This is a genomic window from Catellatospora tritici (genome assembly GCF_019083965.1).
In the GTDB taxonomy this organism is placed as follows: Bacteria; Actinomycetota; Actinomycetes; order Mycobacteriales; family Micromonosporaceae; genus Catellatospora; species Catellatospora tritici.
The window spans coordinates 520,555-535,259 of sequence record NZ_JAHRCY010000003.1 but is presented as its reverse complement, the minus strand read 5'-3'; the positions used below and the strand labels follow the sequence as shown (position 1 = coordinate 535,259).

Sequence of the window (14,705 nt, the reverse complement as noted above, 5' to 3'; positions counted from 1 at the left end):
GTGCCACGAGCCGCGCCGCACCTGCGGTGGCGTGCGGCACCCCGTGGACCGGCGCGGCGAAGGGCGGCGGCCGACGGGTCAGGCGCGGGCCCGCCATGCGGCGAGCAGCGCCTCGCGCATCGGTCCGGCTGGGGCGGGGACCCCGGTGAACTGCTCGAACTGGCCCAGGGCCTGGGCCCAGAGCAGGTCGAGGCCGGACACGATGCCGCAGCCCGCCCGCTGGGCCGAGGCGGCCAGCGGCGTCGGCCACGGGTGGTAGAGCGCGTCGAACAGCACGGTGCCCGCCCGCCACGGCACGTCGAGTGAGTCGGCGACGCCCTTGGGCACGGTCGAGATGACCACGTCGGCGGCGGCGCAGTCGGCGGCGCGGTCCCAGCCCGCCCCGGCCAGCGCTATGCCCAGCCGCTCGGCGACCGGGCGCAGCTCGTCGATCGCCTCGGGGCGGCGGGCGTAGACGACGACCCGGTCCGCGCCGAGCTCGGCGGCGGCCGCGACGGCGGCGCGGGCGGTGCCGCCCGCGCCGAGCACGGCGACGTCGGCCACGGCGTCGACCCCGGCCTCGCGCAGCGACGCGACCATGCCGGGCACGTCGGTGTTGTCGGCCCGCCAGCCGCCGTCGGGCAGCCGGACCAGGGTGTTCGTGACGCCCAGGGCCGCGGCCACCGGCCGGACCTCGGTCGCCACGGTCAGGCCGACCTCCTTGAGCGGCATGGTCAGCGACAGCCCAGCCCACTCCGGGCCGAGGCCCGACACCAGGTCGGGCAGCTCGGCCTCGGCGCACTCGATCGCCGTGTACGACCAGCCGGTCAGCCCCGCCGCCGCGTATCCCGCGTTGTGCAGGACGGGCGACAGCGAGTGGCCGACCGGCTTGCCGAGCACCGCGGCCCGGCGCTGGATCACTGGTTGCACGACCCGCCCGACAGGATGCCGTTGCTGCACGCCTTGTGGATGTTGGTCAGGTGCTGCGACCAGGTCTTCGCCCAGCCCATGGTGCCCTTGGAGTCGATCGTCATGAAGAACATGTAATCGTTCTTGGGCGGGTCCATGGCGCCCTTGAGCGCGGCTTCACCCGGATTGCTGATCGGCCCCAGCGGCATGCCCGAGAAGTCGAAGGTGTTGTACGGGTCCTTCTTGTTGTGCTGCTCGGACTGCACGATGTCGTTGGAGTCCTTGGGCAGCTTGCCCGACAGGCGCATCCAGTAGTTGACGGCGCTGTCGATCTGCAGGCAGTTGCACGGGAAGTCGCCGGTGTAGACCCGGTTGTAGAGCACCCGGGCGACCGGGGCCATGTCCTTCTCGAAGACCGACTCGGCCTGCGCGATGGAGGCCGCGACCAGTGCCTCGTACGGCGAGATGCCGCGGTCGGCCTGGACCGTGTCGACGAAGCCCATCTTCGTGGTGACGTCGAGGAACTTCTGCACCATGATCTGCAGGGCGCTCTTGGCCGTCACGTTCGGCGGGAACTCGTACGTCGCCGGGAACAGGAAGCCGTCGATGGCGCCCTTGGTGCCCTTGGCCGAGGGCTTCTTGTCCTTGCGGTTGAACCACCAGTCCGGCACGCCCAGCGCGATCGGGTCCTTGGCGGCCGCGACGAAGTCGGCGACGGGGATGTCCAGGCCCTTGGACAGGATGTCGAAGATCTCGAGGCTGATCTTGCCCTCGGGGATGGTGATGCCCTTGACGATCCTGTTCCTAGGATCCAGGAGCATCAGAATCGCATCGGCACCGCTGAGTTGCACCCGCAGTCTGTAGAACCCCGCCTGGATTGTCTTTGCCTTCGGATTTGCGTCCCACGCTTCGACGAAGGCCTTCTCGCTCTTGATGACATCTGCAGCCTTGAGTGTCTTCGCCATATCAAGACCCTGCGCGTGGGGTTTGATCTCGATTTGAACTTCAGCCGAGGCTGCGGCCGTGGTGTAGTCGGGAGTGATGAAGTACGAGGAGATCTTGTCGTACCCAAAGTAGCCGATGCCGCCCAGGCACCCCAGCATGATCACGGAGAGGAGCAGCGCCATCCAGGAGCGGCCGCGGCCGCGCTTCTTCTTCTTTTTCTTCTTGCGGCGGGGGTCGCGAGGTTGGTCCTCGACAGCGTGCCGACGCCGCCGCCGGTCGCGGTCAGGATGCTCGTCGAACGGCAGGAACAGCTCGTCCGTCATCTGAACGCCTCTCGTGTACGGGTCCGTCAACGGCGGCTACGTTACACGCGAACGTTCCTCGGAGCGCCATGCGCATGGCCTGAAAATGCCCTGGTCGCAGGCATCTTCTACGCAAATACGGACGAGACGGTTCAGCACGAGCTGTGCTTGAGCACCCCGTTCTTGACCGCCTTGTCGTTGTCCTCGCAGAACTGCTCGAACGTCTTCGAGAAGGCCGAGTGGCCCGCCCTGTCGACGGCGACGAAGTAGTACCAGTCCCCCTTCGGCGGCGCCATGGCCCCCTCCAGCGCGGCCTTGCCCGGGTTGTTGATCGGGGTGGGGATCATGCCCTCGGCGTTGCGGCCGTACGGGTTCTTCGGGTCGTTCAGCTCCTCGACGCTGAAGTCCTTGGACGCCTTGGGGTCCTTGCCCTTGAGTTCGCGGGCGTAGTTGACGGTCACGTCGAACTGGAAGCAGGCGCAGGTCAGGTCCTCGGTGCGCTTGTAGACCCGGTTGTAGGCGACCCGGGCGACCTTGCCGAGGTCGTCGGCGTTGCCCGCCTCGGCCTGGGCGAGGCTGGCCACGATCAGCGCCTCGTACGGCGTGATCCCACCCAGCTCGGACTGCACCTGCTCGGCGTAGTGCAGCTCGCCGGTGACGGTCAGGAAGTGGTTGACCATCGTGCGCAGGATGGTCTCGGCGTCGGCGTCCGGGGCGAAGTCGTAGGTCTCCGGGAACAGGAAACCCTCCACCGACGGCGGGTAGTGCTTCTTGTCGCTGCGGTTGAACCACCACTCCGGCACGCCCAACGCGACCGGGTCCTTGGCCGCCTCGGCGAACTTCTCCGCCGGGATCTTCGTCTTCTGCGCCAGCAGCTCGTAGACGCGGAAGGTGCTCAGGCCCTCGGGGATGGTCACGCCGTTGACGACGCGGTTCTTCGGGTCGAGCATCATCTTCAGCGCGTCGTCGGCGCTCATGTGCGTACGCAGGGTGTAGTGGCCGGGCTGGATGCGCAGCGCGTCGGGGTTGCGCGCACCCGCCTCGACGAACGCCTTCTCGCTCTTGACCACGTCGGCCTCGGTCAGCGCGCGGGCGATGTCGGCGGTGGTGTCCCCGGCCCGGACCACCACCGACACCGCCCTACCGTGGGCGGAGGTGCTGTAGTCGGGGGTGACGAAGGCGTCACGGACCTTGGCGTACCCGAACCAGGCTCCCAGCCCGAGACCGATCAGCAGCAGCACCGTCATGCCCATCGCCAGCAGCGTGTGCCGCAGGCTGCGCCGCCGTCGCTTGCGCTGCTTGCGGCGCCCCTGCCGGGTGCCGTCACCGTTGTGGTCGTCGTCGAACGCGAGGTCCAGTTCGTCGATCATCCTGCTCGCCTTCGCTGCAGGTCGAGCCACCCCTGCAGGATCTCCACCGCGGCGGCCTGGTCGACGACAGCTCGCTGCCGCTTGCCCTTGACGCCGCGGTCGGAGAGACGCCGGGTCGCCGCGACCGTGGACATCCTCTCGTCGGTGAGCACCACCGGCACCGGCGCGATGACCGCGGCCAGCCTGTCGGCGTATGCCCGCGCGTGCGTGGCGGCCGGGCCCTCGACTCCGGCGAGGTTGAGCGGGAGCCCCACCACCACCTCCACCGTGCCGTGGTCGGCCACCAGGCGCGCGATCTCCAACATATCAGCCGGTATGACAGATTCATCCGTTTCCAGACGGCGTGCCACCGTCACCAACGGCGTGGCCAGGATCCCGTCCGGATCGCACACCGCGACCCCCACCCGCACCGTGCCGACGTCCACGCCCAGCCGTACACCCCTGCTCCACGCCATGACCCTCACCCCTGCGCTCGTCCTCGTCATCGTCCCCGCACACCACGAAGGGCGCCTCCGACATTCACGGAAAGCGCCCTCCGGACGTGCTGCGGTGGCCAGGCCACCGCCGTGCCTACTTCTCGTAGTACTCGCCCAGCTCGTGTTTGAACTGGTTGAACCGCGTGCCCACCCCGCGCGCCCAGGGCAGCTGCACCTGCTCCAGCGACACCCCGTCGCTGAACGCCGCCAGGATCTCGTCCTCGCGCTCGGTCATCCCGTCGCGCACGTCGTCGAGGAACCCGCGCACCGAACCGGCCATGCCGCCCAGCGACTCCTGCGCCGAGCCGGCCAGCCCGGCCGGGGTGAACTTCTTCGCCTGGCGGGTCACCACCCGCACCACCACGACGCCGATGCCGATGCCGACGCCCAGCCACAGCAGCCTGCGGAACATGTCAGCCCCGCCGGGTGCGCTTGCGCGACTTGAGCTCGTCGCGCACCGAGCGCTCCTCGTCGGCCTGCTTGCGCGCGGCGGACGCCCGGCGCACCCCGTACGTGAACGCGGCCGCCTTCACCAGCGGGCTGGCCGCGGTCGCGCTCACGACGCTGACCAGGTTCGACACGTTCGCCGTGGTCGCCGCCAGGTGCTGGGTCACCACGTCGACCTTGGCCAGCTGCACGTTGACCCCATCGAGGGTCACCTGCGCCTGACCCAGCGCCGTGTTGACGTTGTCCACGGTCAGGTTGACGTTGTCCAGGATCGGCCCCGTCTTCTGGCTGACCTGCCGCAGCGTCACCGTCGCGGCGTCGACCGTGTGCCGCAGCCGCAGGATGGGCACCGCGAGCACCAGCACCAGCATCGCGAAAGCGCCGGCCGCGATCAACGCCGCGATCTCGCCTCCAGACATCCCCAAGCCTCCACACCGTATTGTCCGACGCCTGACCCTACCGCCCGTCTGTCCGCGCGGCGCGGCAGATGGACCTCAGCCCGCCGACGGTGTCGGCGACGGGAGCCCCGAGGCGTCCGGCTCCGGCTCCTCGTCGCCGGTTCCGCCCTCGGGGTCGCCGGTCGGCTCGTTCTCGTGCCCGATCCGCTCGTCGGCGATCGTGTTGACCACCTTCAGCGTGACCTGCGAGCCCTGGCACTCCGCGGGCAGCGACGAACTCGGCGACGCGTCCGGGGCCGGTTCGGCGCCGGGCGAGGCGCTCGGGTCGGCCGGTCCGCCCGGGGGCCGGTTACGCAGCAGCTCGGTGCACTGCTCGGTGGTGATCGGACGTACCCACAGGTCCAGGGTGAACTCGTCGCGGCGCCAGCAGGAGTACACACCGGTGCCCTCGGCCTGGCAGCTGGACACCTGCCACCGGACCCATCCGGCATCGGTCAGCGCCTGCTCGTACGCCTTGGCGGTCTCGGCGTCCTCCCGCTGCGACTGCAGCGAGCGCTCGCGGTAACGACACTCCATCAGGCACCAGCGGCTGCCGGAGATGTTGTCGACGGTCTTGTCCGACATCACCGCCCACGACGGCACCTCGAGCGCGTCGAGCGCGGTCAGCACCGGGTCGCGGGTCGCCGCGCGCAGCACGAAGTAGAACGGCAACGCGCCGACGACCAGCACGACCAGCGCGATCAGCGTCCACATCCGCAGCCGCTGCTGCTCGCGCAGCTGCTTGCGCACCTCCGAGCGGGCCCCGCGAATGACCTCCACCCCGACCGCCAGGCCGGGGCGGCGGTCACCGGGCGGCACGACGGCGGCCGGGTCCGGCGGGCGTACCGCGATCGGCTGCACGGGCGGCCGCTTGCCCCCGCCGGGTGCGCCACCCGCGGGCACCAGCGCCTCGCCGGGCAGCCCACCGAAGCCGGGCATGGCCATACCGCCACCTGGGCCACCGGGGCCAACCGGACCGCCGGGACCGACGGGACCGCCGGGACCGACGGGGGCGCCAGGACCGGCGGGACCGACGGGAGCGCCAGGACCGCCGGGTACGGCGGGGCCGCGGTCGGCTGTCCCGCGCGGCGGGCGGGCCGGGGACACCGGAGCGGCTGAGCGGTCCGGGCGCGCCGGTGCGGTCGGGCGTCCGGCATCGCCACGCGGCTCAACCGGACGGCCGGTCCGTACCGAGGGCGAGCCGGGCATCGGGCCCACGGGCGGGCCGGGCGGCACGGCACCACCGGGAGCAACGGGCGGGCGCACCCCGCCGCGCGGACCGTCAGCGGGCGGCGTGTTGGTGATCCGGGGCAGGTCACCGGTCAGGTCGATCTCACGGCGACGCACCAGCGGAGGTTCGGTGCTGGGCTTGCGCACCGGAGCCGGATCGGGACGACGCCCGACCGGCGGCTCCACCGGTGGCGGCACCCGGCGCGACGGATCCGGCTCACCGAAACCACGCCGCGGCTCCTCCTCGGCCCGCCGCCGTCCGGTCGGCGACTCGTCCTCGGCCCGCCGCCGTCCGGTCGGCGACTCGTCCTCGGCCCGGCGCCGGATGCCACCGGTCGGCTCGTCGTCGGCACGCCGACGCCCGGCACCCGACGGCTCATCGTCCAACCGACGACGACCACCACCGGTCGGCTCGTCCTCGACGCGGCGACGGGCACCGGCGGGCAGATCGTCCTCCACCCGACGGCGACCACCGGCGGGCGGCTCCTCCGCCCGGCGACGACCGGACAGCGTCGACTCGTCCTCGGCCCGACGTCGGATGCCACCGGTCGGCTCGTCGTCGGCACGCCGACGCCCGGCACCCGACGGCTCATCGTCCAACCGACGACGACCACCACCGGGCGGCTCGTCCTCGACATGACGACGAGTACCGGCGGGCAGATCGTCCTCCACCCGACGGCGACCACCGGCGGGCGGCTCCTCGGTCCGGCGACGGCCGGACGTGGACTCGTCCTCGCCACGCCGTCGAACTCCACCGGTCGGCTCGTCGTCGGCCCGCCGACGCCCGGCCGCGGGCTCGTCCTCGCCGCGGCGGCGCCCGGCGTCGGCGCCACGGGCAGGTCCGGTCGCGCCCGGACGGGCGGGGGCGTCGTCGCTGAGGGCGCTCAGCTTGCTCCAGCGGTTGCTGCCGCCCTCGGTGAAGTCACCGTCGTCGAACTGGTCCTTGCCCTGCTTGGCGCTGCGCAGGTCGTCGAGCCACCCGGTCTCCTCCTGGGAGACCTCCTCGGCCTCGCCGCGGCCCTTCTTGCGGCCGCGACCGTCGGTGGCGTCGTCACGTGACCTGCTCATCGGCTCTCCTCCCCTGCCTTCGCCGCCCCGCCGCCGCGTACGGCGTGGCGCAGCTTCGGCAGCCGCTCGGCGATCTGCCGCTCGGTGCCGTGTCCGGACGGACGGTAGTAGTCGACCCCGACCAGTTCGTCGGGTGGGTACTGCTGTGCCACGACACCTCGGGCGTCGTCGTGCGGGTAGCGGTAGCCGATGCCGTGGCCCAGCCCTTTCGACCCGGCGTAGTGCGCGTCGCGCAGGTGCGCGGGCACCGCCCCGGCCTTGCCCGCGCGCACGTCCGCGATCGCGGTGAAGATCGCCGTGGTGACCGCGTTGGACTTGGGCGCGGTGGCCAGGTGGATCACGGCCTGGGCCAGGTTGAGCTGCGCCTCGGGCAGGCCCACGTGCTGCACCGCGTACGAGGCGTTGGTGGCCGCGGTCAGTGCCGTCGGGTCGGCCAGGCCGACGTCCTCGGACGCGAAGATGATCAGACGGCGGGCGATGAAACGCGGGTCCTCACCGGCCGTCAGCATCCGGGCCAGGTAGTGCACGGCGGCGTCCACGTCCGAGCCGCGCATGCTCTTGATGAACGCGCTGATCACGTCGTAGTGCGCGTCACCGGCCCGGTCGTAGCGCAGCGCCGCGGTGTCCACCGCCCGTTCGGCCGTGGCCAGGTCGATCTCGGGGATGGTGCCGTCCTCGGCCAGCGCGAGCGCCGACCCGGCCGCCGCCTCCAGCGCGGTCAGCGCCTTGCGCACGTCGCCGCCGGCCAGCCGTACCAGATGGTCCTCGGCGTCGGCGGCCAGCGTGACCGCACCGCCCAGCCCGCGCTCGTCGGTCAGCGCGCGGCGCACCAGCGCCCGCACCGCCGCGTCGTCCAGCGGCTTGAGGGTCAGCAGCACGCAGCGCGACAGCAGCGGCGAGATCACCGAGAAGTACGGGTTCTCCGTCGTCGCCGCCAGCAGCGTGACGGTACGGTCCTCGACCGCGGCCAGCAGCGAGTCCTGCTGGGTCTTGGTGAAGCGGTGCACCTCGTCGATGAACAGCACGGTCGGGGCGCCCCCGGAGCGGCGGCGTCGGCGCGCGGTGTCGATGACCTCGCGCACCTCCTTGACCCCGGCGGTCAGCGCCGACATCGCCACGAAGGTGCGGTCGTCGGCCCCGGCGACCAGGTGCGCGATGGTGGTCTTGCCACTGCCGGGCGGTCCCCACAGGATCACCGACATGGGCGCGCCCCCGGCGACCAGGCGGCGCAGCGGCGCTCCCGGCGCCAGCAGGTGCTCCTGCCCGACCAGCTCGTCCAGGCTGGCCGGACGCATGCGCACGGCGAGGGGTGCGTCGGCCGAAGGCGTCTCGAACCCTGGCGCGGCGCCCCGGTGCGCCGGCGGCGCGGGCTCCAACGGGAACAGGCCTTCGTCATGCATCACGCAGACGATACCCGGCGCCCCCGCCGCGCGCCTCAGCCGATCTTCGTGAGTGACCGTCACCGCCCCTGACCGGCGCTGGGCAGTGCCCGGTTAGGGTGACGGCCATGCCCCTGCACCCCGTTCTCACCGGGCGCCCCGCTCTGCTGGACCGGCTCGACGCGCACCCCTACGCCCGGCTGACCGCCGGAGGCGCCGAGGTTCACGGCTACGAACACGACGGCGCCCTGGTCTGGACCGCGCTCGGCCCGTGGGGCCCGGTCGCGGCCTCACTCGGCGACACCCACGCGGCGATCGAGGTGTTCGGACAGCTGGCGGACGCCGGCGCACTGGCCCAGACCCGGTGGCTGCACCTGCCCCGCGTCCCCGCCGAGGCGGTCGCACGGCGGCTGCCCGTGGTGATCCAGGACGACTGGGACTTCATGTGGACCACGCTCGCCCCGCAGCCGCTGCCCGGGGAGGCCTCGGTACGCGCCCTCGACCCGGACGAACACGCGGCCGTGGACGCGGTGCTCGACGAGGCGCTGCCGCACAGCACCAGCCGCCCCGGCGACCCGCGCATCCGCCGCTGGTACGGCATCAGCGAGGGCGACCGGCTCGTCGCCGTGGCCGGGGACCGCTCCGCCCACGACGTCGGTTTCCTCGCCGGGATCGGGGTGGCCGCCGACCGGCAGGGCTGTGGCTACGGCGCGGCGCTCACCGCCGCGGTGACCCGGCTGCTGCTGGCGGAGTTCGGGTTGTGCTCGCTGGGCGTGATGGCCGACAACACCGGCGCGATCCGCCTCTACCAGCGCCTCGGCTACACCAACGCCATCCCCCGCACCTCCATCCGCCTCACCGACTGACCGGCGCCCCGTCCCTTGATCATTCAAGTTGCCGGGCAATCGGGCGTATCTTGAGCCGTCAATGGCCCGATTGCCCGGCAACTCGACTCGGGGTCGTCCACCCGCCCGTGGGTGGGTGGGGTCAGCGGGTGGGCCAGGTCGATGGGTTTGGGAGGACGTCCAGCAGCCAGGCGCCGATGGCCAGCGCCCCGAGCGTGCACAGCAGGAAGAAGGCGACCCACAGCCCGCCGGGCAGGCGGGTCAGGGCGGCCAGCTGATCCGGGTCCGACCGGCTCGCGGTCCCGCGCCGCCGGTGCAACTGCACCTCGATCACCGGCCGCACCCCGCCGAACAGCAGGAACCACACCCCCGTGTACGCGAACAGCGCCTGCCACGGCGTCGGCGCGTACCAGGAGACGGCGAACACCGCGCCGCCCGTCGCCAGGATCAGCAGCCCCCCGAACCAGTTGCGGATCATGACGAGCATCGCCAGCAGCAGGACGATGCAGATCCACAGCAGCAGCGTGATCAGCCCACGCGACAGCAGCCAGGCCCCGAGCAGCCCGACCAGTGCCGGGGACAGGTATCCGGCCAGCAGCGTCAACACCATCCCGACGCCGGTCGGCCTGCCGCGCATGATGGTCAGCCCCGAGGTGTCCGAGTGCAGCCGGATGCCGCGCAGGCGGCGGCCGGTGAGCACCGCCGCCGCGGCGTGCCCGCCCTCGTGGGCGATGGTGACCGCGTTGCGCACCAGGCGCCAGGTGACGTTGTAGACGACCAACGCCAGCGCGATCACGGCGGCGCCGGTGATGACGCCGAGCGGCGGGGCCGGCTGGGCGGCAAGGATCTGCCCGAGGGGGTACGGCATCAGCAGACAGTACCGGCGCCCGCCGATGCCGTACACGGGCCGATCAGACGGCCGCCAGCACCTCGTCCAGCGGCCGCAGCCGGGTCCGCAGCACCGCCCGGGCCAGCGTGAGGTCCAGCCGCACCTCCTGCGGCCCGGCCGCCACCAGCTCGGCCGAGCGTCCGGCCGGGACCCGGTCGGCGGGGATGCCGTGCCGCGCCGCGACCAGCACCCCCAGCTCGTGCCGGGAGACCGCGTCCGGCCCGGCCACGTGCAGCACGCCCCGGAAGTCGCCGGCCGCCAGTTCCAGCAGCGCGGCGGCGAGGTCGTCCACGGACACCGGTTGGCGCACCTGGTCGGTGAAGAGCACGCCGGTACGGCGACCCAGCGCGAAGTCCAGCACGAGCTGGTGCTGCTTGGAGTCGTCGTCGCCGACGATCAGCGAGGTGCGCACGATCGCGGCGGCCGGGTGCACGGTGGCGACCACGGTCTCCGCGGCCGCCTTGGCCGCGCCGTACGGGTAGACGGGGCTGGGCGGGTCGGCCTCGGTGTAGGGCTGCGGGCGGCCGGCGTACACCGCGTCGGAGGAGACGTGCACCAGCCGCGCCCCGGTGCGGGCCGCCGCCGCGGCGACATGCGCCGCGCCGGAGGCGGTGACGTGCCAGTCGCCCTGGACGTACGCGGTGTGCACCACCGCGTCGGGCCGCAGCTCGTCGACGAGCCGGTCGACGGCCGCCCGGTCCCGGACGTCGACCGGCACCAGCCCCTCCGCGCGAGCGGAGTGGCTGGTGCCGGTCACGTCGTGGCCCGCCGCGCGGGCGAGGGCGACCAGGCGGCCACCGGTGTATCCCGAACCCCCGGTGACCAGGAGCCTCATGCCGAGGCGGCCTCTGCCTTGGGCTTGGCCTCGCCCGGCGCCTTCGGCTTGCCGTCCACGCCCGCCTCCAGGCGCTGCTGCGCCGTGATCGGGGTGGGCGCGCCGGTCAGCGGGTCGAAGCCGCCGCCGGACTTCGGGAACGCGATGACGTCGCGGATCGAGTCGACCCCGGCGAGCAGCATGCAGACCCGGTCCCAGCCGAACGCGATGCCGCCGTGCGGCGGCGGGCCGTAGGCGAACGCGTCGAGCAGGAAGCCGAACTTGTCCTTGGCCTCCTCGTCGGTGATGCCGAGCAGGGTGAACACCCGCTTCTGCACGTCGCCGCGGTGGATACGGATCGAACCGCCGCCGATCTCGTTGCCGTTGCAGACGATGTCGTACGCGTACGCCAGCGCCCGGTCCGGAGCGGTCTCGAAGTTGTCGATCCACTCCTCGTTCGGCGAGGTGAACGGGTGGTGCACCGCGGTCCAGGCACCCTCGATGACGCCCTCGCCCGGCACGTCCACCGGCTCGAACATCGGCGCGTCGACGACCCAGCAGAACGCCCAGGCCGACTCGTCGATCAGGTTCGCCCGCTTGGCGATCTCGATCCGGGCCGCGCCGAGCAGCTCCTGCGAGTGGCGGCGGCTGCCCGCGGCGAAGAACACCGCGTCGCCGGGCTTGGCGCCGACCGCGTCGGCCAGCCCGTTCAGGTGCGCCTCGGACAGGTTCTTGGCGACCGGGCCACGGGCCTCGCCGGTCTCGGCGTCGAGCACCACGTAGGCCAGGCCCCGGGCGCCGCGCGCCTTGGCCCAGTCCTGCCAGCCGTCGAGCTCCTTGCGGGTCTGCGCGGCACCGCCGGGCATGACCACCGCGCCGACGTACTCGGCCTGGAACACCCGGAACTCGGTGCCCTGGAAGTAGCTGGTCAGCTCGGTCAGCTCGACCGCGTAGCGCAGGTCGGGCTTGTCGGAGCCGTAGCGGTTCATCGCGTCGTGGTAGGTGATGCGCGGCAGCGGCGTCGGGATGTCGTACCCGGCCAGCTCGCTCCACAGCGCCCCGACGATCGCCTCGCCGAGCTCGATGATGTCGTCCTGGGTCACGAACGACATCTCGATGTCGAGCTGGGTGAACTCGGGCTGCCGGTCGGCGCGGAAGTCCTCGTCGCGGTAGCAGCGCGCGATCTGGTAGTAGCGCTCCATGCCCGCCACCATCAGCAGCTGCTTGAACAGCTGCGGCGACTGCGGCAGCGCGTACCAGGCACCCGGCTGCAGCCGCACCGGCACCAGGAAGTCGCGCGCGCCCTCGGGCGTGGACCGGGTCAGCGTCGGGGTCTCGATCTCCAGGAAGTCGCGGGCGCCGAGCACCTCGCGGGCGATGGCGCTGGCGCGCGAGCGCATCCGGATCGCCCTGGCCTGGTTGCCGCGGCGCAGGTCGAGGTAGCGGTGGCGCAGGCGCGCCTCCTCGCCGACGGTGACGTGCTCGTCGATCGGGAACGGCAGCGGGGCGGCCTCGCTGAGCACGGTCAGCTCGGCGACGGTCACCTCGATGGCGCCGGTGGGCAGCTCGGGGTTCTCGTTGCCCGCCGGGCGCAGCCCGACGCTGCCGGTCACCTTCACGCAGTACTCGTTGCGCAGCGCGTGGGCCTGGGCCTCGTCGCGGAACACGATCTGCACGATGCCCGAGGCGTCGCGCAGGTCGATGAAGGTCACGCCGCCGTGATCGCGTCGCCGGGCCACCCACCCGGCGAGGGTGACGGTCTGTCCGGCGTGCTCGGCACGCAGACTTCCGGCGGTATGGGTGCGGATCACGGATCTCTCCTTCGAATGCGGCCTCGCGGCGTCCCGGGGTGCCGGGTCCGCCAGCCGTCATTCTCGCATGTGCCCCGGTGCCCCCCGTCGCGCGCGGTGCCGTCGCCGGGCCGCCGACGTGGCCGGGCGGCCTGACCTCAAATGATCCTGAAGGGGCGCCGAAGATGCGCTTAGTCCGCTTCCGGGCCGCCCTGGGCTGGCCGAGGCTCAGGCCCATGACTCGACTGACCCCGCTCGCGGTCGCGGCCGCGGTGCTCGGCGGCGCGCTGGCGGCCCTGGTGCCGACCTCGGGCGCGTACGCCCACGGGACGATGACCAACCCGGCCAGCCGGGCGTGGTGGTGCTACCAGGAGAACCCGGAGTCGCCGACCAGCCCGGTCTGCCGGGCGGTCGTGGCCGCGGCCGGCACCCAGCCGCTGTACGACTGGAACGAGGTCAACATCGGCGACGCCGCGGGCCGCCACCGCACGATCATCCCGGACGGGAAGCTGTGCAGCGCCGGGCGGGACAAGTACCGCGGCCTGGACCTGGCCCGCGCCGACTGGCCGACCACCACCCTGCCGACGTCCGGCCGCTTCACCTTCCGGTTCAAGGGCACCGCACCGCACCGGGGCACCTTCGAGCTGTACGTCACCCGCGACGGCTTCGACCCGGCCAAGCCGCTGGCCTGGGCCGACCTGGAAGCCCAGCCGTTCCTGCGGAGCACCGACCCGCCGCTGGTCGACGGCGTCTACCAGCTCGCGGGCGACCTGCCCGGGAACAAGCGCGGCCGCCACCTGATCTACACGATCTGGCAGCGCTCGGATAGCCCCGAAGCCTTCTACACCTGCTCCGACGTGGTCTTCGGCGCGGTCGCGGGCGACCCGGCCCCGCCGCTGCCGTCGCCTGCCGCGAGCCGTCCGGCCCCGGCTTCCCCGGCGCCCGCCTCACCCTCGCCCACCTCGCCCTCGCCCGGCTCGCCTTCGCCAACACCGGCCGCACCGTCGGCGCAGGCGTCACCTTCGGCCACCGCGGGCGAGCCGTCGACCGGGACGTCACCGGCACCCGGCGACGTACGCGAGGACACCGGGAACCCCGGCGACGATCAGCTGCCGCGCACGGGCGCAGTGGTGTGGCGGTGGGCGCTGCTGGGCGTCACGCTGGTGGCACTCGGGTTCGTGACGCTGCTCGGACTGCTGCTCACGAGACGTCCGAAACCTGCGCCCAAGGTTTCTCCTGCCACCACATCGTATCGATGATGAACTGGCGGCCGGTGTCGTAGAACTGCACCACCAGGCGGTTGTCCTCGGTCTGCGACACCGCCACCTGGTAGGTGCCGCGCGGCGTCGCCGACACCAGGTGCACGGTCTCGGCGGCGATGCGGATCACCGCGTCGCCGCCGGAGGTCGCGAAGCTGCGCAGGTATGACACCGAGCCGTCCTTCTCCGGCACCACCTGCCAGCCCTCCACCGTCTCGTACGGCGAGGGCTTCGGGTTCGGGGTGGCGGCAGGCGGGCGGCGACTCGGGGACGGCCCGGTGGACGGGGCGGCGGACGGCACGGACGAGGCGGAGGGCTGCGGTGACGGCGTACGGGACGGGGCGGGTGGCACGACCGGGCGCGACGGCGCCACGGCCGGAGACCGCACCGACTCCAGCGACAGCGGCACCGGCTCGGGCACGGCCGCGGCCAGGACCGGGCGCAGCCCGATCCACACCACCGTCGCCGCCACCGCCGTGGCGGCCGCCCAGCCGGACACGTACAGCACCGCACGCACACCGACCGGCCACCGCGAACCCATCCCGCTATCTAACCGCTTCCGCTAC

Annotated in this window: 14 protein-coding genes; 2 read left to right on the top strand and 12 right to left on the bottom strand. The window is 72.6% G+C overall.

The window, feature by feature from the left end; all coding sequences use genetic code 11:
* Positions 1 to 78: 78 nt before the first annotated feature.
* The 8 genes from KUA19_RS09565 to KUA19_RS09530 all read right to left on the bottom strand — a co-directional run bounded on the left by KUA19_RS09565 (position 79) and on the right by KUA19_RS09530 (position 8,563).
* A complete protein-coding gene (locus KUA19_RS09565; RefSeq protein ID WP_217395767.1) occupies positions 79 to 909 on the bottom strand; it encodes a shikimate dehydrogenase in 831 nt (276 codons plus the stop codon).
* Entirely contained in the window at positions 897 to 2,156 is a 1,260-nt protein-coding gene (gene mltG / locus KUA19_RS09560; RefSeq protein WP_217395766.1) for an endolytic transglycosylase MltG, read from the bottom strand. Before mltG (KUA19_RS09560) ends, KUA19_RS09565 begins: the two co-directional genes overlap by 13 nt.
* 131 nt (positions 2,157 to 2,287) lie before the next feature.
* Complete coding sequence (mltG, locus tag KUA19_RS09555; protein ID WP_217395765.1) at positions 2,288 to 3,505, bottom strand: endolytic transglycosylase MltG; 1,218 nt, start codon at positions 3,503 to 3,505, stop codon at positions 2,288 to 2,290.
* Complete coding sequence (gene ruvX, locus KUA19_RS09550) at positions 3,502 to 3,960, bottom strand: Holliday junction resolvase RuvX (RefSeq protein ID WP_254549005.1); 459 nt, start codon at positions 3,958 to 3,960, stop codon at positions 3,502 to 3,504. The genes mltG (KUA19_RS09555) and ruvX overlap by 4 nt, the downstream gene beginning before the upstream one ends.
* 115 nt (positions 3,961 to 4,075) lie before the next feature.
* Positions 4,076 to 4,393 carry a hypothetical protein gene (locus KUA19_RS09545; protein WP_217395763.1) on the bottom strand — a complete coding sequence of 106 codons (318 nt, stop codon included), beginning with the start codon at positions 4,391 to 4,393 and terminating at the stop codon, positions 4,076 to 4,078.
* 1 nt (position 4,394) lies between these two features.
* Positions 4,395 to 4,847, bottom strand: a complete 453-nt coding sequence (locus KUA19_RS09540) for a DUF948 domain-containing protein (protein ID WP_217395762.1) — start codon at positions 4,845 to 4,847, stop codon at positions 4,395 to 4,397.
* 75 nt (positions 4,848 to 4,922) lie between these two features.
* Positions 4,923 to 7,163, bottom strand: coding sequence for a hypothetical protein (locus KUA19_RS42540; protein ID WP_254549004.1), 2,241 nt, complete (start codon positions 7,161 to 7,163; stop codon positions 4,923 to 4,925).
* The gene (locus KUA19_RS09530) at positions 7,160 to 8,563 is read right to left on the bottom strand and encodes a replication-associated recombination protein A (RefSeq protein WP_217395761.1); all 1,404 of its coding nucleotides are present in this window, start codon (positions 8,561 to 8,563) and stop codon (positions 7,160 to 7,162) included. The genes KUA19_RS42540 and KUA19_RS09530 overlap by 4 nt, the downstream gene beginning before the upstream one ends.
* Positions 8,564 to 8,670: 107 nt before the next feature.
* Between KUA19_RS09530 and KUA19_RS09525 the strand changes: the two genes are divergently transcribed.
* Positions 8,671 to 9,408 carry a GNAT family N-acetyltransferase gene (locus KUA19_RS09525; RefSeq protein WP_217395760.1) on the top strand — a complete coding sequence of 246 codons (738 nt, stop codon included), beginning with the start codon at positions 8,671 to 8,673 and terminating at the stop codon, positions 9,406 to 9,408.
* Positions 9,409 to 9,529: 121 nt separating this feature from the next.
* On the opposite strand, the gene KUA19_RS09520 is transcribed toward KUA19_RS09525, so the two are convergent.
* From KUA19_RS09520 to aspS, 3 genes are read right to left on the bottom strand one after another with little or no spacing between them, the layout of a single operon-like run.
* Positions 9,530 to 10,255 (bottom strand): M50 family metallopeptidase, encoded by a 726-nt coding sequence (locus tag KUA19_RS09520; protein WP_217395759.1) that lies wholly within the window; start codon positions 10,253 to 10,255, stop codon positions 9,530 to 9,532.
* Between the two features lie 43 nt (positions 10,256 to 10,298).
* Entirely contained in the window at positions 10,299 to 11,111 is an 813-nt protein-coding gene (locus KUA19_RS09515) for an SDR family oxidoreductase (protein WP_217395758.1), read from the bottom strand.
* Positions 11,108 to 12,901, bottom strand: a complete 1,794-nt coding sequence (aspS, locus tag KUA19_RS09510) for an aspartate--tRNA ligase (RefSeq protein WP_217395757.1) — start codon at positions 12,899 to 12,901, stop codon at positions 11,108 to 11,110. Before aspS ends, KUA19_RS09515 begins: the two co-directional genes overlap by 4 nt.
* Positions 12,902 to 13,116: 215 nt before the next feature.
* Between aspS and KUA19_RS09505 the strand changes: the two genes are divergently transcribed.
* Positions 13,117 to 14,139 carry a lytic polysaccharide monooxygenase auxiliary activity family 9 protein gene (locus KUA19_RS09505; protein WP_254549002.1) on the top strand — a complete coding sequence of 341 codons (1,023 nt, stop codon included), beginning with the start codon at positions 13,117 to 13,119 and terminating at the stop codon, positions 14,137 to 14,139.
* Here the strand turns inward: KUA19_RS09505 and KUA19_RS09500 are convergent.
* On the bottom strand, positions 14,081 to 14,680 hold the full coding sequence (locus KUA19_RS09500; protein ID WP_217395756.1) for a hypothetical protein: 600 nt from the start codon (positions 14,678 to 14,680) through the stop codon (positions 14,081 to 14,083). The genes KUA19_RS09505 and KUA19_RS09500 overlap by 59 nt on opposite strands.
* Positions 14,681 to 14,705: the final 25 nt, after the last annotated feature.